The following is a 22027-nucleotide window of genomic DNA, read 5'->3' on the forward strand; positions in this document are numbered from 1 at the left end:
CCCCGGCGACCGCCGGAACCAAGCAGACCGATATAGAAATACACAAAAGAAAGGTTCACGCCGCCCCGCGCGCATCCGTGCGCGCGGAAGGCGTGAACCTTCATTTTAGGAGAAGGAGAGAAGCATGATGTCTTATCAACCGGCTGTACAAACAGAGAAGCCGCAGGCGTCTACGCGCGGAAGAATGGCAGCCCTGCTGTCTCTGCTGTGCGCGGGCCTCGGCCAGCTCTATAACCGGCAATGGATCAAGGGACTCATTCTGCTCGCCGTCGAAGCGGCAGCTGTGCCGTTCTTTACGAGCAAGCTCGGCCATGCCGTCTGGGGAATCTGGACGCTGGGCGAAACCAAACGCAACATCGGAAAGAAAATCATGGGAGACAACTCGACCATCCTGCTGATCGATGGCTTGATTGTCCTTTTGCTGTTCGCGCTGTTCCTGCTCATCTACGTTCTCAATATCAAAGACGCCTACAAAGTGGGTTCCCAGATCGAAGCCGGCCGCAAGCCGAACAGCTTCATCCAATCCCTTGCCTATATCCGAGACAACAAGTTCGCCGAGGCGTTCCTGGTCATTCCCGGCATCGGCGTCCTGTTCCTCACCGTCATGCCAATCATCTTCATGATCATGCTCGCCTTCACGAACTTCTCCGCGCCCAACCACCTTCCGCCGGCGAGCCTGGTCGATTGGGTGGGCTTCGACACGTTCAAGAAGCTCGTCACGCTGAAGACATGGAGCCATACGTTCTACGGCGTCTTCATCTGGACGATCATCTGGGCCGTGCTTTCGACGGTTACGACCTACTTCGGGGGCTTCCTCGTCGCGCTGATCATCCAGCAATCCGATATCAAGCTCAAGGGACTGTGGCGCACGATCCTGATTCTCCCGTACGCCATCCCGCAGATGATCTCGCTGCTCGTCATGCGCAACCTCTTCAATGGTCAGTTCGGCCCGATCAACCAATATCTCGGCTACTTCGGACTAGGCAGGGTGCCGTGGCTGACCGATCCGATGTGGGCCAAGGCGACCGTCATCATCGTCAACATGTGGGTCGGCATCCCGGTCTCCATGCTGCTGATCATGGGCATCCTGACGACCATTCCGAAGGACATGTACGAGGCCGCCGAGGTCGACGGAGCGAGCATGTGGCAGAAGTTCCGCATCGTCACGCTGCCGATGGTGCTCTTCTCGACAGGGCCGATCCTGATCACCCAGTTCGCGGGCAACATCAACAACTTCAACGCGATCTTCCTGCTTACCGACGGCAACCCGGTCAAAGGCGACTATCAGTATGCCGGCGCGACCGACCTGCTCGTTACCTGGCTCTACAAGCTGACTCTCAATCAGAACCAATACGCCTTCGCTTCGGCGATCGGCATCATCATCTTCATCCTGGTCGCGTCGATCTCGATCTATAATTACCGCAGAACCCGTTCGTTCCGGGAGGAGGATATGATCCAATGAACCGTAAAACAAGCAAAATCTTCCGGCTTTCCCTCAGTTACCTGTTTCTCGTCATTTCCTGCGTATGCGTGCTTTACCCGACCGTCTGGGTCGTTCTCGCTTCCTTCCGGCCGGGCAAATCCCTGTACAGCAAAACGCTGATTCCGGAACGATTCACTCTGGACCACTACCGGGAGCTGTTCACCTCCAAGAGCTTCCTGTTCGCGGACTGGTACATGAACACGCTCAAGATCGCGCTGATGACGATGGTGCTCGGCACGCTGCTCGTGCTGCTTACCGGCTACGCCGTCTCGCGGTTCCGGTTCAAGGGGCGCCAGAACGTGCTGTCGGTCGTCCTCGTGCTGGGCATGTTCCCGGGCTTCATGAGCTTGATCGCCCTGTACATCCTGCTGAAGTCGATGAACCTGATGGATACGCATTTCGCGCTCGTGCTCGTCTACTCCATGGGAGCCCCCATCATGGGCGCCTTCCTGGCCAAAGGATTCTTCGATACGATTCCAAGATCGCTCGACGAGGCCGCGCGAATCGACGGAGCGAACAACATCACCATCTTCTTCCGGATCATGCTGCCGCTCTCGAAGCCGATGCTGGCCTACCTGGCTCTGACGCAGTTCGTCGGTCCCTGGGTTGACTTCATCTTCGCGAAAATGGTTCTCCGCACCCGGGAAAACTTCACGGTGGCGGTCGGCTTGTATGAGCAGATCTCTTCCATGCAGAACAGCAACTTCACGCTGTTCGCGGCTGCTTCCGTCCTGATCGCGGCTCCGATCGCCATCCTGTTCATGTTCATGCAGCGCTTCTTCGTCGACGGCCTCACCGCAGGAGCGAGCAAAGGATGAGGAGCTGGCCGAAATGGCTTGCCGCCGGCATCCTGGCGACAACGGTGCTGTCCGGCTGCGAATCCGGGTCCGGCACCGATTCCGATCCGGCCAACAACGGCAAGGAAGCGGAGAATGCCGTCGCTCCAAGCAAGGCGCCGGCCGCATCTCCGCCGGCCTCTCCCGCTGCCGCCGCCGTTGACGAGCAGCCCTCCACGGTATGGTACGAAATATTCGTCCGCTCGTTCTATGACAGCGACGGGGACGGCATCGGCGATCTGAACGGCGTCACCGAGAAGCTGGACTATGTGAAGGAGCTTGGAGCGGAGGGCATCTGGCTCATGCCGATCAATCCGTCCCCGAGCTACCATGGCTACGACGTGACCGACTATCGCGCCGTCAACAAGGATTACGGCTCGATGGACGATATGAAGCGCCTGCTGGACGAAGCCCACAAGCGCGGCATCAAGGTCATCATGGATCTCGTCGCGAACCACAGCAGCACCGACAATCCATGGTTCATCGACTCCGCCCAAGGAAAGTCCAGCAAGCATCGGGACTGGTATACTTGGGCCGAGGACAAGGGCATCGAGAAGCCCGCGGCGGTGAGCGCGACCAACGGCCAAGCCTGGCACGAGAAGAACGGCAGCCATTATCTCGGCGTATTCTGGGAAGGCATGCCCGACCTGAACTACGACAATCCCGAAGTGCGCGCCGAGATGATCTCGATCGCCGACTTCTGGCTCAGCGCCGGCGTGGACGGCTTCCGCATCGACGCGGCCAAGCATATCTACGATGACTTCAACACCTCGAAATCCGATCCGCAGACAGCGGCGAAGAACAAGAAGTGGTGGCAGGAATTCCGGACGGGCATCATGGAGAAGCACCCGGACGCCTATCTCATCAGCGAGGTATGGGACGGACCGGGAACGATCGCGCCTTATCTCGATCATGCCTTCGATTCCTCCTTCAACTTCAACCTGAACGATTCCATCCGCAGCGCGGTCGCCGCCGAGCGGGCGCCCGGCATCGCCGGCAGCCTGGATCGGGTCTACAAGGCGTTCGAGAAAAGCTCGGGCGGCTCCTTCGTGGACGGCCTGTTCATCGGCAACCACGACTTCGACCGGCTGGCCAGCACGGCAGGCAGTCCGGAGCATGCGAGGATGGCTGCCGGGATCGAGCTGACGCTGCCGGGCAACCCGTTCATCTACTACGGCGACGAGCTCGGCATGAAGGGCGCCGGGCGGGACGAATTCAAGCGGCTCCCGATGCGCTGGCATTCGGCCGGCAGCGGCAAGGGCCAGACGGACTGGCAGAAGGATCTGGCGAATCCTGCCTCCTCGGGCGTCACGGTCGAGGAGCAGGAGAACGATCCTTCCTCGCTGCTGAGCCTGTACAAGACGCTGATCCAGTGGCGCGTCTCCGAGCCCGCTCTGCGGGATGGCGGCATCGCGCCGTCGACCGTAAAGGGGGACGGCATCGAAGCGTACTTGCGGCTGACAGCCGCCGATCGCGTGCTCGTCGTCCACAACCTGAAGGGCACCGCCCAGAAGGTGCAGCTGGACGAGGCGACGGCTGCGGCTTTTGCCGCCGTCGCGCACACGACCTCGCCGGATAGCGCGCTGTCCGGCGGCCTGCTGGATATGGCTCCTTACAGCACCGTAGTGCTGAAATAAACCGCCTTGAAGGGCACAGACAGGACCGCAGGCGCTTGGCGCCTGCGGTCCTGTTCGCATTTGCCGATCATAGGGACCATAAGGTACAATTAGGCTTTCAGGCCGGCCGCTCTCATCGCCATATCGCAGTCCCATCGCGCCTGGCGTCCGGCATCAATCCATTTTGGAAGGCTCAGGTGACAGGCATGCTCGAAGTTAAAACCTCGCCGATCAGCGGGGGAGAATTCCGGCGCGGCGTATTCGCCACGCAGGATATCAAGAAGGGCGAGCTGATCCATGTCGCGCCCGTCATTCCCTATCCCAATGAAGATCATGAGCATATCGAAAAAACGATTCTCGATGATTACGTCTATAACTACGGCGCCAACCATACGGCGATCCTGCTCGGGTTCGGCAGTCTGTTCAACCACTCGTATACGCCCAACGCCACGTATGACATCAACTTCGACACGCACAGCTTCGATTTCTTCGCCTATACGGACATCAAGGCCGGCGACGAGGTCTTCATCAACTACAATGGCGAAGAGGACAATATGGATCCGCTCTGGTTCATGGAAGAGGATGATGAAGGCGAAGCGGATGAGGATAGCGAAGCCGACGGCAAAGAAGCGGAATAAGAACGTCAGCGGCAGGCAAGTCCCGCGGCTCGAAATATCCACTTCGACCATTCAGATCGTATTTTACGGCAAGGTGCACGGCTGGCGAACATCGCCGCTTTGCGCCTTTTTCGGCGTGCTTCGTTCCGGTTGATGGCAGGAAGCAGCGGTGCCTCGGACTCCGCCCGCCCGGAAATGGAATGCTGCGGCGCGCGGAGAAGAACAAGAACGCGATGCGAATGCAGCTGCCGCCGCTGCCGCCGATCTCGATATCGGGGGAGTTCGGGCCTTAATTGGACATCCATTATTTAACAATATGTTATTTGTATCATCCTCTACTACTTTAGAACTTGATTTTGATGAAATTGATTTTTTGGTCCTATTAACATTATTAGGGAAAAAATTTAAGTTGAGAGAGAAACATAGATGGCCGCTGCGGCGTCAATAGTACGGACAGCGCCGGCGAGCCGAAGAAGGGAGTCGCAAGATGCCCATCGCCGTGGTCACGGACCGATTCGAGAAGGGACAGTTTTTGTGCCGATTGTTCCGCGAGGCCGTCTGCATGCTTTATTCCGCCAGCAAGCTGCTGGAGGATGGAGAGTACACCCTGGTCATTTTTGTCGTCGACCGCATGGGGGAGGAGGAATGGATTCATCTCAAGAGTTTGCTGGAGCTTGGCATCGAAACCTACTTGATGGTCCCCGAGACGCTGTCCGAGGAAGAGGCCGCCATGGCCCATGTTGCGGGAGTCAGACACATTCTTCATCAGCCGCCTCCCCACGATCAGCCTTTGCCGGAGGAGCATCGAGCTGAGGCTGAACAGGTCGGCAAGTCCCCGGCTTCGTTTGCCGGCCGTATCCTGGATGTAGGCTGCGGAATCGTTTTTCATCCCGAACAATGCTGGGTAGGCGATGGCAAGGAAATCCGGGTGGAGCTCTCCGAGAAGGAAGCCTGCCTGCTCTCGTACTTCATTCGGCATGAAGGGAAGCTTATCACCAAGCATGCTCTTGCCGCCGAGCTGTGGGGCGGATTCATTCAGCCGAGCGGAGTCTTGAAGCTCATCAAGCGTTTGAAGATCAAGCTCGGTCCGGCAAGCGCCACGATCTCATCACGCAAATCGGGAGGTTGTCTGTATACCCGGGAGCCATCCGGTCCAGGAGCAATGGCCCAAATCCAATCCATGGAGGGTTAAGGATGAAACTCAACAAGAAACGTCTGGCGGCGCTGGTCGCATTCAGCGTCTGCGCCTCAATTGCGGGTCAAGTCACGGCGGCGGAAGCAGGCTTTGCGGATGTGAAGCAAAGCCACTGGGCTTTCGGCAGCATTCAGAAGGCAGTCGCAGATGGAATCGTAACGGGGTATCCCGACCATAGCTTCCACCCCGCTCAAAGCGTTACCCAGAGCGAGTGGCTGGCGATGCTGGAGCGGGCTTATGAGCCGGCGGACTTCAAGCAGCCCGGCTCCGGCTCCCCGTGGGATGCCGCTTATGTCTCCTATGCCAAAAGCAAGGGATGGAAGCTGCTCCCGGCGGGAGGCGTCCTTAGCCGCGGTCAGGCAGCAGGCCTGGCGGTGAATGCTATCGGCCGGAACTATGGCGAGGACGACTCCGTGCAGTACCTGCTCGACACCGAATTGGCCAGCGGCCAGACCCGGAGAACGGTGGAGGGATACGGCAAAGAGAAGCCGCTGACGCGGGCGGAGGCAGTCACGTTCATCCAGCGTCTGAAGGAGAAGCTGCCGAAGCTTGAATCGGCGCCGGGAGACAGGCAAACGTACGACCGGAGCGAGAACGTGTATGTCTATCGGAACGAGCAGTATAAGTTCACTCTGGCCATGCCGTTGAGCTGGAAGAATGCGTTTGAGGTCGAAAAGGATGCTGAAAAGGATATCCTATACTTTGCAAGAGTGCCTAAAAGCCGTTTTGGAGGCATTGTATTCGCCATCTCCACAAGGTCGAAGGAAAGCTGGGAAGCCAACAAGGACAATGTTGTCGGCGAATATGCCAACCTCCATGTACTTGGAGAGCTCGCCGGTCAGGTATACGTCTTTGCGCCTCCGACGGATGTGGAGTGGGATCCGGAGGACAAGGCGGAAACGGAGGCCTATCAGAAAATGGCCAAGGAGGCTTTCCGTTTCTGGTCGACATTTGAGTTTATCAAGTAGGCAGCAGGCGAGCGTACGTACGGACGGACCAAGGGGGAGGCTTTTCGCCTCCCCCTTGGTCCGTTTCGCTTAGGCATTGAAAACGTAGAATTCATAGGCGGAAGTTGAGAAAGTGGCGAAGGAATGCTTCAACCGGTCCGTCGTGTGGGCGCTGTAAGTCATGGTCGTCCCGTCATTGGCGACAACCATCATGACATGGGAATTGCCTTCTTGAACATCATTGATGATTCCTCCGGCCGCAGTGGTCGTTTTTGTCGCTTTCTTGAAATACCCCTTCGTTCCGACCATGTAATCCATAAGCCCGTCATCTCTGTTTTGTCCCGTATTTATCCACGCGATCGTGTAAGGCTTCCAAGTCGCATCGGTCGGGATACCGCCCGCTTTCAGCGCTTGCGAGACGAAGTTGGCGCAGTCGTTGTCGTAATACGTGCCGTACTCCTTGGTATTGTATTTGGTGGGGTCAGGGTCTCCCGGCGATCGTTCGGAAGTCCATTTGTTGGCGTAATCCCGGGCGGCCAGACGGTCGTAGGAGACGGCCGCCACGGCTGCCGAGGGCTTGACGGAAATGGAATCCGAGGCGGCTGCGGACAGATCCTGCACTCCGCTCAGCGCGAGGGCGGATGGAGATGCCGGGACGAATGCAGATGCCGGAATCCATTCCTCCACGTTCTGGAACTCCAGCTTCAACGTGGAAGCTTCCATAGCCCCATCATTTACTTGAGCCGTGAGCAGGAAGGAGTCGTTCTGCTCCTGCTTGGCGCCGATGTATTCCTGAAATTCTTTTTTCCGCTGTTCCACGTAGCTCGCGGCTCGAGCGGCGTTTCGGTCTTTGGACAGCTTGAGCGTTTCAGCGCCTTTCATGAGGCCCTGAACGTATGGAATTTCCTCTACAGATTTCGATTTCAGCGTTTTGACCAGATGAATGTCGATTTGGGCGCTGAGCTTGCCGTCCGCGATGCTGAACGACTTGGCATTGGAATCGTAGGCATCGATCGTGTAATAGGGGCCATAGGCTTTCTGGACATAATCCTGCACGGTTCGGATGGCGGCTGCCTGCAGATCGGCACTGGGGCTTGAGGCTGGCGCAGCCGTCGCAATAGGAGAAACGCTGACGCTGACAAATAGGCCGACTAGAAGCGAAAGGCTGCCTGTTCGGATGAGTTTCAACAATAAAACCTCCTTAAGGGAATAATTTCAATTTAATTATATAATAAGGAATAAAATGCAATCATGCGGCTGGATGGGACAAACCACGCCCTGAGCAAGGCCCAAGCATGGACAAAGCGCCCCCGGCTGGGCGGAAATGGAGTTTCCGACCGGCTGAGAAGGCCGATCATTCGGCCAAAGCAAAAAAGGACTTCCCCATCCGCATGATGGGGAAGTCCTTGGCATGGCCTACAAGCCGATGACGACCGGGTTCGTATGCGGCGCCGAGCGCAGCAGCGCGAAGCCGTGCGCAGGCAGCTCGATCTTCAGCTTGCCGGCTGTTGCGGCATGGTCCGTGCCGCCCAGCAGCTCGGTCCATTGGCCTTGCTGCACAGGCAGCAGGACAGAAGCGGCTTCGCCGCCCGAGTTGACCGCGATCAGGAAGTGGTCATGCTCGTCCTTGCGCTCGATGACGAGCAGATCGTCGCCTTCGGCTGCATGGACAAAGCCGAGCGTTCCGCCGCTGCGGAGCGCGCGATGCTCCTTGCGGATGGCGATCAGCTGCTGGAAGTGGCGGAACAGGTCGCGGTCCTGCTTGTCCTCGTCCCATTCCATGCATTTGCGGCAATCCGGGTCGCCGTCGCCGTCCAGGCCGACCTCGTCGCCGTAGTAGATGCAAGGGGCGCCGGGGAAGACGAACTGGAGCAGGGTGGCGAGCTTCATCCTTTCCTTGCTGCCGCCGCACAGCGTCAGCAGGCGCTCCGTGTCGTGGCTGTCGAGCAGGTTGAACGCGGCTTCATTGGCCTGGTCCGGATAGCTGGCGAACAGCTCGCCGATCTTGTGGGCGAATACTTGCCCGTCGATGACGCCCTTGGCGGCATAGTCCACGACGAGCTTGGTCAGCGGGTAGTTCATGACGGCGTCGAACTGGTCGCCCTGCAGCCAAGGCAAGGAATCGTGGAAAATCTCGCCGAGGATGTAGGCATCCGGATTGACGGCCTTGATCGTCTTGCGGAAGTCGCGCCAGAAGTGCATGTCGACTTCGTTGGCGACGTCAAGGCGCCAGCCGTCGATGCCGATTTCCTCGATCCAGTATTTGGCCGCTCCGAGCAGATACTCCTTCACTTCCGGATGCTCCGTGTTGAGCTTCGGCATCAGCGGCTCGAAGGCGAACGTCTCATAGGTCGGCAGTCCGTCCTTGACCGCGATCGGCCATTCCATGACGTGGAACCAGTCGGCGTACTTGGATTTCTCGCCGTTCTTCTGCACATCCTTGAAAGGCAGGAATTCCTTGCCGCTATGGTTGAATACGGCGTCGAGCATGACGCGGATGCCGCGCTCATGGCAGGCGTCGACCAGCTGCTTGAGCAGCTCGTTCGTGCCGAAGTGGGAGTCGACCTTCATGTAGTCGGAGGTATCGTATTTATGGTTCGTCGTCGCCTGGAACAACGGGTTGAAGTAGATGGCCGTGATGCCGAGCTCCTGGAGATGGTCGAGATGATCGAGGATGCCCTGCAGGTCGCCTCCGAAGAAATTGTCCGGCTTCGGAACCCCGCCCCAAGGCAGCACGCCTTCCGGATCGTTGGAGGTGTCGCCGTTGGCGAAGCGCTCCGGGAAGATCTGGTAGAAGACGGCGTCCTTCACCCATGCCGGCGGCGTGTACACGTCGACAGCGTTCAAATACGGGAAGTCGAACATGCCGTTCGGATCCAGCGGCTCATCCTCGCGGAAGCCCTTTTCTTCGAAGTACAGCTCTTCGCTCGCAGAGCGAAGCAGGAAAGAGTAGCGGAGACGGCGCAGGGAAGGCTGGACCTCGGCCTGCCAGTAATCGAAGCGGTCGTCGCTCGGAAGCTTTTTCATGACGAGGCGCGAGACGGTGCGGTCCCAGGCGTATTTGTCTCCATGGATGAGAATGACCTCGTTCAGGTCGTCTTTCTTGGTGCGCAGGCGGATATGGATCGTGCGGGTGTCGTAGCCGTAGGCCCAGTTGGCCTTGGGACGGTGGAGAATGGACTCAAGATTCATGCGGCGCAAGCCTCCCTAGAGATGGCAAAAGCAAGTCACATGCAAAAAAAGGCACAACCGGGCGCGAAGATTGCTCGCGAGGTTGTACCTTACTTTTTCAGCGGGTAACATTGCCTTTGTCTTTTTACCGATTATACCTTACATGCGGCCTTGTTGACAATACGAAAGCCGCTGCTCATGCGGTTTTTCGCTGGTGGCCGCCATTCCGGACTTCCTCACCCGGAGCGGTCTCCGGAGCCGTCTTCGGCGCAGCCCCGGCACGCTGCCGTTCGGCTGCATGCCCCGCCTTGTTGAGCAGGTTCCACGGATGGTTGTAATGCGGCTGGAAGAAGAAGTCGGCATACGCCAGATCCTCCGCCGTCATCCGGTTCTGGATGCATACCGACAACGTATTGGCGGCTTGCGTAAGATCGGCCTTCGACATGACCTGTGCTCCCAGTATGCGTCCCGACTCCGATTCATATACAAGCTTGAGCAGGACATCCTCATAGTCGGGCATGAACTCGGGACGGCTGGCTTCCTGGACTGTGACGGCGGACGCTGCGATTCCCGCCGCCTTGGCGGCTTCCTCGGTCATGCCGGTCGAGGCGATGTTGAGATCGAACAGCTTGATGCCCGACGTGCCCTGCGTGCCCCGGTAGCGGACGAGCGGCTCCAGCAGGTTTTTGCCGACCAGCGTTCCCATCCGCACCGCGTTGGTGGCCAGCGGGATGTATGCCTGCTTGCCCGTAGGATTGTAGCGCACGGCGCAGCTGTCGCCTGCGGCCAGCACGTCAGGGTTGCTCGTGCGCATGTAATCGTCGACGAGAATGGCGCCGTTGTCCAGCATGTCGATCTGCCCCTTCAGCAGATCCGTGCCGGGTCGGAATCCGATGCAGAGCACGACGAGATCGGCCTCGTAGCTGCCGCCTGCCGTCATCACCCGCTGCACGCGGCCGTCCTCTCCCTCGAAGCCCGTCACCATCTCGCCCAGGGCGGTGCGGATGCCATGGCCCGCCAGCTCCTCCTCGGCCAGCGTCGTGAACTCGGCATCCAAATACTTGGCCATGACGCGGTCCATATTGTCGAGCAGGACGACTTCCTTGCCGAGCTCCCGGAACGCTTCGGCGAGCTCGATGCCGATGTAGCCCGCTCCGATGACGGCTACCCGGCGCGCATCCTTCGAGCGCGAGATGATTTCCTTGGCGTGGAAATAGTTTTTGCACAGCTGGATGTTGTCGAGGCCGATTCCTTCCATGCGGGGAACGACCGGCCACGAGCCGGTCGTGACGATCAGCTTGTCGTAGCTGTCGCGGAACTCCTCTCCCGTCTCGAGGCTGCGGACGGTGAGCGTCTTGGCCTCCGTGTCTACCTGCATGACCTCATGCAGCATGCGGGTCGTGACGCCGAGCTCCGCGAGCTGCTGCGGCCGGCTGTAGAACAAGCTGTCGGGATCCTTCACGACGCCGCCCACATGAAGGGCGATGCCGCAGGACAAGAACGAGATGTTGTCATTGCGTTCGTATACGGTGATGTCGGCCTGCGGGTGCTCGGCTGCGATCGTCTTGACGGCGGCGGTGCCAGCATGCGTACATCCAATAACGGCTATTTTCATCGTGAATTCCTCCCGGAAGGTTTGAGTTCGATTTAATTGTGAAATAAATCACATACTACCCGATAAAGCAGCGGCCTTGCTTCCACGAGCCGGTGTGAGAGAGGCCTCGGCCGGATAAGTTCGGCCAGCGTGGTTGGGATGGGCAAGACCGCCGCAATAAGTTGTGAAATAAATCACAATCTCTTCATGGCTTTATCTTACACCTGCCGGAAGGGGAATGCAATAGGCGCGGACTCCGGGAATATTGCGAATTTGTGACATGCGGCGGCACCATTGTCCCGGCTGCTCAACGCCGTGGAAACCGATCGGAATGGGGAAATACAGATCGGGCTTGGAAGCTGCCGGGGAGTTTGGAAGGAAGCCGGTGCTGCCGCAAACAAAGGGAACGATCATCGCGTCGTCAAGGCGGACGGAATGGCTGCTGCGGCCGACAGCAACGCCCCTCGCGCGGCGCGCGAGGGGCGTTGGAGCTTGCGTCCGGATGGACAGGGGAACTGCCCCGGATGGACACGCTCTGGAACCGGGTTATTCCGGCTTCGCCAGCTGGCCGGACCGAAGCCGCTGCGCGGCATCGGCGAGACGGGACATCGCTTCCTCGAGGATGGAGCGCGGGCAGGCGGCGTTCAGCCGCATATGGCCGGCGCCGCCGCTTCCGAAGGCCGTGCCTGCGCTGAGCTGGAGCCGGGCTTCGTCGAGGAAGAAACGGTGCAGGGCGGCATCCTCCAGCCCCAGCCCCGAACAGTCCAGCCAGAGCAAGTAGGTGCCGTCCGGCAGCTTGACGGAGATTTCGGGAATACGCTCTCCGATGAAAGAAACGACATAGGCCAGATTGCCCCGGATGTAGGCCAGCGCCTCATCCAGCCACTCCTCTCCTTCTCCGTAGGCGGCTTTTGCCGCTGCGTAGCCGAAGACGGAGATGGAGCTGAGCGAGCAGCGGCGCAGCTCCTCCGTGATCAGGCTGCGGAGTCCGTCGTCCGGAACGATGATGTTGGAGGTGTTCAAGCCGGCGATGTTGAAGCTTTTGCTCGGTGCCGTGCAGATGACGGAGCGCGAGGCGGCAGCCGGGGACAGGGAGGCATAAGGAATGAAGGCTTGCTCTCCATGGACGAGATCTCCGTGGATCTCGTCCGACACGACCAGGATGCCCCGGCTCAGGCACAGCTCCGACAGCCTGTCCAGTTCGGAGCGGGACCATACCCTGCCGACGGGATTGTGCGGATGGCATAGGATGAGCATTTTCACGGAGCCGTCGGCCGTCATTTCCTCCAGCTCGTCGAAGTTGATCCGGTACGTGCCGTCGGAATCGACGAGCAGCGGGTTGAGCGCGAGCTCGCGGCCGTTGTCCGAGACGATGCTGTGGAACGGCGGATATACGGGAGGCTGGATGAGGATCCGGTCTCCCGGCGTCGTGCAGGCGCGGATGATGACGCCGAGGGAAGTGACGACTCCGGGACAGAAGCGGATCCATCTCGGATCGACCTCCCAGCCGTGGCGGCGCCCCATCCATGCGGCGACCGCTTCCTTGTACGCTGAGGAGGTGTTCGTATACCCAAGCACGCCTTGCGACAGACGCTGCCGGAGCGCCTCGAGGACGGCGGGCGGCGCGGCGAAGTCCATGTCCGCCACCCACAGCGGCAGGATGTCTTTGCCGGGATGGAGCCCCCATTTCTCGGAGGAGATGGAATCGAACGGGTGGAGCTGGTCAAAATGCGAAGATGGGATGGTCATAGAGAGGATAGCCCCTTTCCTTTGCTTGCAGTCGGCAGTTCTCTCTATTATAAGGCCTGGACCAAGTTTTGGCTTCCGTCAGGACGAGAGCTTCTTTCCCTCCTCCGCCGGCAGAGGCGTCGCCGTGCTCCGCATCAGCCGCCGGGACAGCCTGATGAAGGGAGCAGACAACGCATCGATGCGGTTTCTCAGCACGTGCGCAGCGAGCGCGGCGAGCAGCGAGAGAACCGCAGCGCCGGCGATATCGGCGGGATAGTGGACGCCGACGAAGACGCGGCCGAGACCGGTCATGAGCGCCATGGCGAGCAGCAGCAAGCCGGTGCGCCGCTTGGCGAACAGGACGCTGGCGGCCAGCGCGAAGGCGAGCGTAGAATGGTCGCTCGGAAAAGAAGCGTCGGCGGCGTGCGCGACCAGCTGATGCACATGCTCGGAAGCGGCGAACGGGCGCGGATGGTTCACGGCGGGAGAGATGAGGAGCATGCCGACCAGCAGCGCGAGTCCCGCGGCCAAGCCAGCTTGAAAGACCGTCTTTTGATTGCGCTCGCGACCGGTCAGCCAGAGCAGAGCCAGGATGCCGAGCATGACGAATACGAGATATTCCGCACAGAAGACCATAAGGCTGTCCAGCCAGGCATAACGGCCGGCCCAGCCGTTGACGATCTCGAAGATTTGTTCATTCATGGATGATCACCTTTCGCATAAGGAGGTTAGATCCCACTATACGAAGCGATTATGAATATTTTATGAAGCGGGGAATGAGGGCCGGTTAAGAATGTTTTCATAAATGCTTCACAGGATGTTCAGAGCGGAAGCGTATGCTGGGCAGGAGAAAGGCGGGGATCAGATGGAAGCAGAGGTTGAGGCATCAGAGCTTGCGGATCGGCGTTGTCTCCCGTTGCTCAACATAAGCAAAGGGCTTCTTCCGGCAGGAAGGCCCGCTTGCGAGGGCAGGCAGCCGATGCGGTCCCGGCTTTCCCCCAGAAGGGAATGGAGAGCTGTCGCCGGGGCTGATCCGGATGGCCTGCCGTCTGGTTTCGCGTTCCGGCATAGAATCGCTTTCGGCCTCGGCAGGGCCTCGCCTCCAGCCTTGTTTTTTGGCTTCGAATCCCTTATGTTTGTCCGTAAAGAGGCTTGAGCCTGAACGGTGTAGGCCGAAGGAAACCGGAGCGGATGACGATGTCCATACGTGTTAAGCTGCTTCTCTCTTATGCCGCCATGCTTGTCGTTCCGCTGCTGCTGATGCTGATGACGGCCCTGCTGCTCGTATTCGTCTTCCGCGGGGAGCTCGTGCCGCTCAAGACGATGTTCAAGGCGCAGCTGGAAAGCCTGGATGAGGACAATTACGACTCGCTGCTTAAGCATACGATAGCCCGAAATCGAGCTCTTCTGACCGATCAGGGCTATCTGGACGATCTCGCCGGCGGCTTGTCCAGCGAGGGCCAGGCGCTGTTTGTCCGCGTCGACGGCCAGCCTTTCTATGTGTCTGCCGCACTCCGCGGCAAGGATGCGCTCCTGGGCTCCCTCCCTGCCTACACGGCTGGACACGAAGCGCGCGGGCTTCCCGCGATCACCTACGAAGGCGAGCTGTATGCCGCCCGGCAGTACAACTATCTGACGGAGGAGGGGGATCAGGGAAGCCTCTTCCTGCTCAGGCGCACCGACCCGCTTCTGTTCGCGGCCAGGAAGCTGTTTCCGCTGCTGTTCGTTTCGCTGCTGTTCATCCTGGTGGCGACCCACCTCCTGCTGACGAGCCTGATGTCCCGGCGGATTATCCGGCCGCTGCGCAGGCTGGAGCGCGCAGCCGGGGAGATTACGGAAGGCAATCTGGATTTCTCGGTCGACATCGCCGGCAAGGACGAGATCGGCCGGCTCGGGATCGCCTTCGAGAACATGAGGAGCCGGCTGCAGCAGTCCATCCGCCTGCAGCGGCAATATGAGGACAACCGCAAGGAGCTGATCACGAGCATATCCCATGATTTGCGGACGCCGCTGACATCCATTCAGGGATATGTGGACGGCATTCTGGAAGGCGTAGCCAACTCCCCGGAAAAGACGGAGCTATATTTGCAGACCATCTCATTGAAAACCGCGGAGATGAGCCATCTGATCGAGGAGCTCTTCCTGTATTCGAAGCTCGACCTCAAGGGAATTCCGTTCCACTTTGAGGAGGTTCCCCTGGGCGCATTCGCAGCCGACTGGGCCGACGAGCTGGCGGTCGAGCTCGGAAAGCGGGGAGCGGGGCTGGAGGCGCAGATCGAGGCCGGACCGGAATGGCGGGTCCGGATCGACAGGGAGAAATTCAAGCGCGTACTGGGGAATATCGTTCAGAACAGCCTCAAGTACGGCGATAAGCCGGAGCTGGCCATATCGGTTCGCGTGCATGCGGACGGGGACCGCGCCGTGCTGGAGGTCGGGGACAACGGCCCGGGAATCCCGGCCGAAGCTCTCCCTTTCATCTTCGACCGTTTCTTCCGTGCGGAGGAATCTCGAAATGCGGGGACAGGCGGCACGGGGCTTGGACTGGCCATCGCCAAGCAGATCATGGAAGGACTCGGCGGAAGCATCGAAGCCGGCAGCGTGCCTGGTCAAGGGACCTGCATCAAGCTGACGCTGCCGGCAGCATATGCCAAGGAGGCGGAGAAATGAAGCGGATATTGATCATCGAGGACGAGCCCAGCATTGCCGGGCTGCAGCGGGACTATATGGAGATCAACGGATTCCATGCCGATATCGCCGCAGACGGAGAAGCGGGCTTGGAGATGGGGCTTGCAGGCCGCTACGATCTGATCGTGCTGGATTTGATGCTGCCGAAGCTGAACGGCTTCGACGTTTGCCGCCGATTCCGGGAGAGCCTGGATATTCCGGTCCTGATCGTGACCGCGCGCCGCGAGGACGTCGACATGATCAGAGGCCTCGGTCTCGGTGCGGACGACTACATCGTGAAGCCCTTCAAGCCGGCTGAGCTCGTAGCGAGAGTGAAGGCCCATCTGTCGCGCTACGAGCGGCTGATCGGAAGGGGGGCCACGCGCGAGATCCAGGTCGGCCAGCTGCGCATCGAACCCGATTCCAGACGGGTATTCGTCCGGGACGAGGAGGTCGTGCTGACGACAAAAGAATTTGATCTCCTGTATTTCCTGGCTTCGAATCCGAACCGGGTATACAGCAAGGACCAGCTGTTCGACCGGATCTGGGGACTCGAAGCGCTGGGAGACGCCCAGACCGTGACGGTGCATATCCGCAAGATCCGCGAGAAGATCGAATACGGCAAGACGGAAGTGCCTTATATTGAAACGTTATGGGGCTCCGGGTATCGGTTCCGTGAATAGAATGTCAAGAAGCGCCTTGGCCGACGCAGCGGCAAAGGCGCTTCTTCATCATTTGTATTCCCGCCGGATCCGGTAGCCGAAGCCTCGGACCGTCTCGATGACGGAGCTGCTTTTGCCGCCGTTTCCGGTTTTTTTGCGCAGGTAGCCGACATAGACGTCGACAATTTTTGGACCGCCTTCAAAATCATACCCCCATACCGAATCGAGGATCTGGTCGCGTGACAGGGCTTGCCCTCTGTGGCTGAGCAGGCAGCTCAGCAAGTCGTACTCCTTGGTCGTAAGGCGAAGAGATTTTCCATATAAGAACGCCTCCCGATGGTCCGTATCGACCAGGAGCCCTCCTGTCCCGAGCCTTCGCCCCGCCGCTCCTTGCCGGGGCGGAGCGGCGCTTCCGGTCCGAAGGCAGCGGCGGATTCTCGCCAGCAGCTCTTCCATCTCGAAGGGCCTGACGAGATAATCGTCGGCTCCCCCGTCAAGACCGGCCACCTTGTCGGATAGAGACTTGGCGGCATTCAGCATGATGACCGGCGTATGCTCGTCCAGGTTGCGGATTCGAGCGAGCACTTCCAGTCCGCTGAGGCCGGGCAGCTTCGCATCCAGCAGAATGAGATCCCACTTCCCTTTCATGGCTTTGTCCAAGCCTTCCCGTCCGTCGAAGGCCGCTTCGGGCAGGTAGCCGCTCCGCCCAAGCTCCTGCATGAGCCGGCGTCTCGTCCTCGGCTGGTGATCCACGACTAGAACATGCATGCCGTCCTCTCTCCTTCCCTCTATGGAACTGATTGTAGCTGCGGTTTCTTAAATAAAAGTGAAGCGTCGTCGTCTCTTACCGTTTTCTGAACATCGGAGGCTAGACTGATGTCGATCAAGAGATGGCGAAAGGGGAAATCGGCATGGCAACGGCAAGTTCAGAGGCAGGCCTCGGGGAGATCAAAGTCCCGCGCATTACGATTTATTTCTGGCTCATTAAAATAATGGCGACTACCGTCGGCGAGACGGCCGCAGATTTTCTGAACGGAGGACTTGGGCTTGGTCTGGCCCATACGACCTTGGTCACGGCAGCGATCCTGATTGCAGCGCTGGTCCTTCAATTCCGGAGCAGCCGGTACGTTCCCTGGACGTATTGGCTCGCGGTCGTGCTGATCAGCGTGACCGGCACGCTGATCACGGATAATCTGACCGATGGCTTGGGCGTGCCGCTGGAGCTCTCCAGCCTCTTGTTCGCCGTGCTGCTCGCGATCGTTTTCTTCCTCTGGCATGCCTCGGAAAAAACGCTTTCCATCCATTCCGTGCGAACGCCGAGAAGGGAAGCTTTCTATTGGCTGACGATCCTGTTCACCTTCGCCTTCGGAACGGCTGCCGGAGACCTGCTGTCGGAAGGGCTTGGCCTCGGCTACCTGGAGGCCGCTGCTATCGTCGCCGCCTTGACCGCCCTCACCTACCTGGCCAGCAGGATCCACCCGTCCGCGGCCGTGCCGGCGTTCTGGGCGGCCTATATCCTGACTCGTCCGCTGGGCGCTTCCCTCGGCGACTATCTTACTCAGCCGAGCGATGAGGGCGGCTTGGGATGGGGGACAAGCGGCATCAGCTTCTTCTTTTTGCTGGCGATCATCGCCCTGGTCGTCTATTTGACGAAAACCCGCCGCGACGACTTCGGAGCCTCTTCTTCCCTGGAACAGAAATCTTGATTCTGAACCCGAGCAGCCGAGGCCTCAAGGAAGGAGGACAGCCGATGTCCAGCCGTTCATCGTCGCCCGTCAAGCAAATCGTCCGAAACGTCTTTCTGCTCGCGCTCCTCTGCGCGGTCATGGCTTGCCTGATCCGTTCGGGGGAGACGAAAGCGCTCCTGCTCCACTTCCGCCAGTTCGGATGGATGGGAGCGCTGGCCGGCCTGCTCATTCAGACCGCCGTCAACATCGCGCCTGTGCCGGGAGAATTCACGTCGGTCCTGCTGATGGAAATGTATGGAGCCGTCCGGGGCGGCGTGCTCTCGTATGCCGGCGGCGTGCTCGGCGCGGCCGGCTCCTATTGGCTCGCCAGCATGCTGGCGGCGCCGCTGCGCCAAAGCGTCGGCTCGGGCCGCCTGTATGCCAAGGCAGAGGAGCTGCTCACGCGGGGAAACGGGGTCAGCCTGCTGATCGCGCGGCTGCTGCCTTACCATCTGGTGAATTATGCTTGCGGGATGATGAGAGTCCGTTTCGGCACCTTCTTTTGGACTTCACTGGTCGGGCTGATTCCGTTCCATCTCGCCATGATCCTGCTGTATGCGGGAGTGAAGAAAGGATCGCCCGCGGGGATGGCTGCCTCCGCCGTCCTGCTCCTCCTGCTGGCCGCCGCCGGCTGGCTCTATTCCAGATATGGACGACGGGCCGGAAAAGAGAGGGCGGCGCCCGCTCCGAAGGGAGGAAACGATTCGCAGCGGGCGGCTTGTCCGTCTGCCGGGTCTGAGGTAGAATGAGACCCATCATGCCACGGCCGGCATCCGCCGGTACGGCAGGCTGACGGGAGGAAACGGGATTTGACTCATATCCTGAAGATGGATAGGCTCGCGAAGAGCCTCCCCGCGAAGAAGGCTGACGGAGGCAGGCGCATGCTGTTCCAGGAAGTCAGCGGGTCGGTATCCAGCGGGGAAACCGTCGTCGTGCTGGGACGCTCGGGACAGGGGAAGAGCACGCTGCTGCGGATTCTTTCGCTGCTTGAGCAGGCGGATTCCGGCTCCGTCGAGCTCGACGGGAAGTCCTGCGCCGACATGGAGGCGCGGCTATGGCGCAGGCAGGTCGCGTACGTGTCCCAGACCCCGGTGATGCTGCCGGGCAGCGTCGAAGCGAATCTGGCCGCACCGAGCGCGCTGCACGGGCTGCCGTTTCAGCGCGAGCAGGCCTATGCCCTGCTGGATGAAGCGGGACTGGGATCGATCGACCCCGGCAAGGACGCATCGGAGCTGTCGGGAGGAGAAAAGCAAAGGCTCTCCTTGATCCGCTCGCTTCTGCTCAAGCCGCATTTCCTGCTGCTGGATGAGATCACGGCCTCTCTCGATCCGGGCAGCGCGATGTCCATCGAGAAGCTGCTGTCGGGTTGGAGATCGGAGCATGGAGCCGGCATGCTGTGGATTTCCCACGACCAGGAACAGGCTGCCCGGGTGAGCAGCCGAATCTGGCTCATGGCAAGGAATACGATCTTGGAGAATGCCGACACCGGCCGCTTCTTCTCCCGTCCGGGAACCCCCGAGGGGCTGGAGTATCTGGGCAAGGGGCCATCGCTGGACGAGCCTGGGGAAAGCGGGGCGGAGGAAAGCTGATGTCTTATACGGCGCTGGCCTTTACGGTTCTGTTCATCATGATCACCATGTTCATCTCTTATTGGCAAAAGCTCGGCCTCGAGAAAGGCATCGCCGTCGGAACGATCCGCGCGGCGGTGCAGCTGCTTGCAGTCGGCTATGTGCTTCAGGCTGTATTCGAAAGCCGCAGCCATTGGCTGCTGGCCGCCATCATCGCGGTCATGATCATCGTTGCCGCCCGCAACGCCTCCGCCAAGGGCAAGGGCATTCCCGGCATCTTCTGGAGAATGGCCGCCGCGCTGCTCGCCACGGAGCTGCTGATGATGGGCATTCTGCTGCTGCTCGGCATCATCGAGCCTACTCCCCGCTATATCATTCCGCTGAGCGGGATGACGATCGGCAATGCGATGGTCGCCGGAGGGCTCTTCCTGACGCAGCTGATGCGGGAGTCGGAGTCCTCGCGCGGCGAGATCGAGACGCTGCTCGCTCTCGGCGCATCCCCGCGCCAGGCGGTGCAAGGGACGCTGAAGCGCGCCGTCCGCTACAGCATGATTCCGACAATCGACGGCATGAAGACCGTCGGCCTCGTCCAGCTTCCCGGCATGATGACCGGCATGATCATCGCCGGCGCGGATCCGGTGGAAGCCGTCCGCTACCAGATTCTGATCGTCTTCGCTTTCACGAGCTCGGCCGCGGTCACGAGCATGCTGCTTGGTCTGCTGACCTACCGCAAGCTGTTCTCGGACGGCATCGGCATGCTGGTCCGCTACGGCGGACGAGGGGACTGACGCACCGGAAGACGATCTGTGCAAGAGAACCGGATAGCAGTATATGGGAAGCACCCTGCAACATAATCACCCGTACATCAGACACGCAGCGCAAGACACACGCAGGTCCGGTGCACATGCGACAGGGAGATGCAGATAGACGATTGGGCATGAGATGAAACTACAACGTGCTAGAGACACAATATGCGAGATACACAATATGCGAGATACACAATATGCGAGATACACAACATGCGAGAGACACAGTATGCGAGTGACACCACATGCGAGAGACTCAATGTGCGAGAGACTCAATGTGCAAGAGACACAACATGTGAAAGACACAGTATGCGAGTGACATCACATGCGAGAGACTCAATGTGCGAGAGACGCAACATGCTAGAAAAACAACATGGAAAACACAACGTGCAGACACACAATGTGCCAGACACACAATGTGCCAGACACACAATGTGCCAGAGAGACAACTTCTTCCGTCGGCTGCTTGACTTTCACGCCGGATTCCCGTCAAAAGGGAATCCGGCTTTTTTGCAGGCTCGCCCGCGCTCCGGAAAAGGAAGACCGCTGGCTCCCCCGCCGGCTTGCCCTCCTGAGGAACTTTTTTGAATGAAGCCGTTAAAGGTTACATAGGTGAATAAGAGCTTATCGAAGGGAGAGAGGGGAATGTCGAAGAAACCGTTCCTATGGGTCGCGGCATGCTGCATCGGCATCTCGCTGCTGGGAGGAGGGCGGGCGGCGGCTCGGAACGCCCAGTGGCAAGCTCAAGCGGATGAGCAGGGCTCCTTGCAGGTCGTTGTCGTGGCAGCAGCTTCCTCCGGCTTCAAGGCGAAGCTGTCTTTGTGGGAAAAGCAGGGCGGACGATGGATCCGCACGCTCGGCGAGGCGCCGGCCGTGATCGGCCGCGAAGGCATGGGCAAGCAGAAGGAGGGGGACGGCAAAACTCCCGAAGGCTTGTTCAAGCTGGGCAAAGCCTTCGGCAGTTCCGTAAAGCCGCCCGGGCTGAAGATGCCCTATGCGATTACCGACAGCTCGGACTATTGGATCGACGATCCCGAATCACGGGATTACAACCGCTGGATCCGTTCGGAAGGCGATCCTTCGCGTCTGTGGAATTCCTTCGAACGGCTCAAGCAGCCGCTGTACCGCTACGCCATGGTGATCGAGTACAATACACATCCCGTCGTCGCCGGCAAAGGAAGCGCGATCTTCCTCCATCTATGGAGAAGCTCCTCGAAGCCGACGGCCGGCTGTGTCGCGATATCGGAGTCCACCATGCTGAAGCTCATGGGACGTCTTGATTCCGCGCGCGAACCGATGATTTTCATGTCGAATCGCTAAGGTCCAAGGGACTATTTCCCGGGTAATGCTTGTGTCTGGAGAAAACGCAGGCTTCCGATCCTTCCGTCTTGGTTGTCGTCTGGAAGGAGGGGG

General features: G+C 59.6%; 20 protein-coding genes. 14 read left to right on the top strand and 6 right to left on the bottom strand.

Features of this window, described 5'->3' with window-relative positions; translation table 11 throughout:
• Nucleotides 1-127: 127 nt before the first annotated feature.
• The 7 genes from CIC07_RS05940 (at nt 128) to CIC07_RS05970 (ending at nt 6715) form a co-directional block, all read left to right on the top strand.
• On the top strand, nt 128-1462 hold the full coding sequence (locus CIC07_RS05940) for a carbohydrate ABC transporter permease (RefSeq protein WP_076359503.1): 1335 nt from the start codon (nt 128-130) through the stop codon (nt 1460-1462).
• Complete coding sequence (locus tag CIC07_RS05945) at nt 1459-2301, top strand: sugar ABC transporter permease (RefSeq protein WP_076359363.1); 843 nt, start codon at nt 1459-1461, stop codon at nt 2299-2301. The genes CIC07_RS05940 and CIC07_RS05945 overlap by 4 nt, the downstream gene beginning before the upstream one ends.
• Nucleotides 2298-3956: an alpha-amylase family glycosyl hydrolase gene (locus tag CIC07_RS05950; protein WP_076359364.1), complete on the top strand. Its 1659-nt coding sequence runs from the start codon at nt 2298-2300 to the stop codon at nt 3954-3956. Before CIC07_RS05945 ends, CIC07_RS05950 begins: the two co-directional genes overlap by 4 nt.
• Nucleotides 3957-4141: 185 nt before the next feature.
• Entirely contained in the window at nt 4142-4573 is a 432-nt protein-coding gene (locus tag CIC07_RS05955) for an SET domain-containing protein (protein WP_076359504.1), read from the top strand.
• A gap of 148 nt (nt 4574-4721) precedes the next feature.
• Nucleotides 4722-5000 (top strand): hypothetical protein, encoded by a 279-nt coding sequence (locus tag CIC07_RS05960; protein ID WP_127508352.1) that lies wholly within the window; start codon nt 4722-4724, stop codon nt 4998-5000.
• A gap of 39 nt (nt 5001-5039) precedes the next feature.
• Nucleotides 5040-5744: a winged helix-turn-helix domain-containing protein gene (locus CIC07_RS05965; protein WP_076359365.1), complete on the top strand. Its 705-nt coding sequence runs from the start codon at nt 5040-5042 to the stop codon at nt 5742-5744.
• Between the two features lie 2 nt (nt 5745-5746).
• On the top strand, nt 5747-6715 hold the full coding sequence (locus tag CIC07_RS05970) for an S-layer homology domain-containing protein (protein ID WP_076359366.1): 969 nt from the start codon (nt 5747-5749) through the stop codon (nt 6713-6715).
• 69 nt (nt 6716-6784) lie between these two features.
• Here the strand turns inward: CIC07_RS05970 and CIC07_RS05975 are convergent, their stop codons facing one another.
• From CIC07_RS05975 to CIC07_RS05995, 5 genes are all read right to left on the bottom strand, one after another.
• Nucleotides 6785-7882: an amidase domain-containing protein gene (locus tag CIC07_RS05975; RefSeq protein ID WP_076359367.1), complete on the bottom strand. Its 1098-nt coding sequence runs from the start codon at nt 7880-7882 to the stop codon at nt 6785-6787.
• Between the two features lie 228 nt (nt 7883-8110).
• Nucleotides 8111-9886 carry an alpha-glycosidase gene (locus CIC07_RS05980; protein WP_076359368.1) on the bottom strand — a complete coding sequence of 592 codons (1776 nt, stop codon included), beginning with the start codon at nt 9884-9886 and terminating at the stop codon, nt 8111-8113.
• 175 nt (nt 9887-10061) lie between these two features.
• On the bottom strand, nt 10062-11480 hold the full coding sequence (locus CIC07_RS05985) for an FAD-dependent oxidoreductase (RefSeq protein ID WP_076359369.1): 1419 nt from the start codon (nt 11478-11480) through the stop codon (nt 10062-10064).
• Nucleotides 11481-12005: 525 nt separating this feature from the next.
• On the bottom strand, nt 12006-13208 hold the full coding sequence (locus CIC07_RS05990) for a MalY/PatB family protein (protein ID WP_076359370.1): 1203 nt from the start codon (nt 13206-13208) through the stop codon (nt 12006-12008).
• A 78-nt stretch (nt 13209-13286) separates the two neighbouring features.
• Nucleotides 13287-13889 carry an undecaprenyl-diphosphatase gene (locus CIC07_RS05995; protein ID WP_076359371.1) on the bottom strand — a complete coding sequence of 201 codons (603 nt, stop codon included), beginning with the start codon at nt 13887-13889 and terminating at the stop codon, nt 13287-13289.
• A 495-nt stretch (nt 13890-14384) separates the two neighbouring features.
• Between CIC07_RS05995 and CIC07_RS06000 the strand changes: the two genes are divergently transcribed.
• Together CIC07_RS06000 and CIC07_RS06005 are read left to right on the top strand one after the other, a co-directional pair.
• Nucleotides 14385-15854, top strand: a complete 1470-nt coding sequence (locus tag CIC07_RS06000) for a sensor histidine kinase (RefSeq protein WP_076359505.1) — start codon at nt 14385-14387, stop codon at nt 15852-15854.
• On the top strand, nt 15851-16534 hold the full coding sequence (locus tag CIC07_RS06005) for a response regulator transcription factor (protein WP_076359373.1): 684 nt from the start codon (nt 15851-15853) through the stop codon (nt 16532-16534). The genes CIC07_RS06000 and CIC07_RS06005 overlap by 4 nt, the downstream gene beginning before the upstream one ends.
• 48 nt (nt 16535-16582) lie before the next feature.
• Here the strand turns inward: CIC07_RS06005 and CIC07_RS06010 are convergent, their stop codons facing one another.
• On the bottom strand, nt 16583-17281 hold the full coding sequence (locus CIC07_RS06010; protein WP_076359374.1) for a response regulator transcription factor: 699 nt from the start codon (nt 17279-17281) through the stop codon (nt 16583-16585).
• 143 nt (nt 17282-17424) lie between these two features.
• On the opposite strand from CIC07_RS06010, the gene CIC07_RS06015 reads away from it, so the two are divergent.
• The 5 genes from CIC07_RS06015 to CIC07_RS06035 all read left to right on the top strand — a co-directional run bounded on the left by CIC07_RS06015 (nt 17425) and on the right by CIC07_RS06035 (nt 21934).
• Nucleotides 17425-18219: a COG4705 family protein gene (locus CIC07_RS06015; protein ID WP_076359506.1), complete on the top strand. Its 795-nt coding sequence runs from the start codon at nt 17425-17427 to the stop codon at nt 18217-18219.
• A 44-nt stretch (nt 18220-18263) separates the two neighbouring features.
• Complete coding sequence (locus tag CIC07_RS06020; protein ID WP_076359375.1) at nt 18264-18989, top strand: TVP38/TMEM64 family protein; 726 nt, start codon at nt 18264-18266, stop codon at nt 18987-18989.
• A 132-nt stretch (nt 18990-19121) separates the two neighbouring features.
• The gene (locus CIC07_RS06025; RefSeq protein WP_157742024.1) at nt 19122-19829 is read left to right on the top strand and encodes an ABC transporter ATP-binding protein; all 708 of its coding nucleotides are present in this window, start codon (nt 19122-19124) and stop codon (nt 19827-19829) included.
• Nucleotides 19829-20596, top strand: coding sequence for an ABC transporter permease (locus CIC07_RS06030; protein ID WP_076359376.1), 768 nt, complete (start codon nt 19829-19831; stop codon nt 20594-20596). The genes CIC07_RS06025 and CIC07_RS06030 overlap by 1 nt, the downstream gene beginning before the upstream one ends.
• 663 nt (nt 20597-21259) lie before the next feature.
• Nucleotides 21260-21934 (top strand): L,D-transpeptidase family protein, encoded by a 675-nt coding sequence (locus CIC07_RS06035; RefSeq protein WP_083688670.1) that lies wholly within the window; start codon nt 21260-21262, stop codon nt 21932-21934.
• The last annotated feature ends 93 nt before the right edge of the window (nt 21935-22027 follow it).

The organism is Paenibacillus sp. RUD330, assembly GCF_002243345.2.
Taxonomy (GTDB): Bacteria; Bacillota; Bacilli; order Paenibacillales; family Paenibacillaceae; genus Paenibacillus_O.

Coding starts and splice junctions, on each gene's coding strand:
- CIC07_RS05940 (WP_076359503.1), top strand. CDS start 128: ATGTCTTATCAACCGGCTGTACAAACAGAGAAGCCGCAGGCGTCTACG.
- CIC07_RS05945 (WP_076359363.1), top strand. CDS start 1,459: ATGAACCGTAAAACAAGCAAAATCTTCCGGCTTTCCCTCAGTTACCTG.
- CIC07_RS05950 (WP_076359364.1), top strand. CDS start 2,298: ATGAGGAGCTGGCCGAAATGGCTTGCCGCCGGCATCCTGGCGACAACG.
- CIC07_RS05955 (WP_076359504.1), top strand. CDS start 4,142: ATGCTCGAAGTTAAAACCTCGCCGATCAGCGGGGGAGAATTCCGGCGC.
- CIC07_RS05965 (WP_076359365.1), top strand. CDS start 5,040: ATGCCCATCGCCGTGGTCACGGACCGATTCGAGAAGGGACAGTTTTTG.
- CIC07_RS05970 (WP_076359366.1), top strand. CDS start 5,747: ATGAAACTCAACAAGAAACGTCTGGCGGCGCTGGTCGCATTCAGCGTC.
- CIC07_RS05980 (WP_076359368.1), bottom strand. CDS start 9,886: ATGAATCTTGAGTCCATTCTCCACCGTCCCAAGGCCAACTGGGCCTAC.
- CIC07_RS05985 (WP_076359369.1), bottom strand. CDS start 11,480: ATGAAAATAGCCGTTATTGGATGTACGCATGCTGGCACCGCCGCCGTC.
- CIC07_RS05990 (WP_076359370.1), bottom strand. CDS start 13,208: ATGACCATCCCATCTTCGCATTTTGACCAGCTCCACCCGTTCGATTCC.
- CIC07_RS05995 (WP_076359371.1), bottom strand. CDS start 13,889: ATGAATGAACAAATCTTCGAGATCGTCAACGGCTGGGCCGGCCGTTAT.
- CIC07_RS06000 (WP_076359505.1), top strand. CDS start 14,385: ATGTCCATACGTGTTAAGCTGCTTCTCTCTTATGCCGCCATGCTTGTC.
- CIC07_RS06005 (WP_076359373.1), top strand. CDS start 15,851: ATGAAGCGGATATTGATCATCGAGGACGAGCCCAGCATTGCCGGGCTG.
- CIC07_RS06010 (WP_076359374.1), bottom strand. CDS start 17,281: ATGCATGTTCTAGTCGTGGATCACCAGCCGAGGACGAGACGCCGGCTC.
- CIC07_RS06015 (WP_076359506.1), top strand. CDS start 17,425: ATGGCAACGGCAAGTTCAGAGGCAGGCCTCGGGGAGATCAAAGTCCCG.
- CIC07_RS06020 (WP_076359375.1), top strand. CDS start 18,264: ATGTCCAGCCGTTCATCGTCGCCCGTCAAGCAAATCGTCCGAAACGTC.
- CIC07_RS06025 (WP_157742024.1), top strand. CDS start 19,122: ATGCTGTTCCAGGAAGTCAGCGGGTCGGTATCCAGCGGGGAAACCGTC.
- CIC07_RS06030 (WP_076359376.1), top strand. CDS start 19,829: ATGTCTTATACGGCGCTGGCCTTTACGGTTCTGTTCATCATGATCACC.
- CIC07_RS06035 (WP_083688670.1), top strand. CDS start 21,260: ATGTCGAAGAAACCGTTCCTATGGGTCGCGGCATGCTGCATCGGCATC.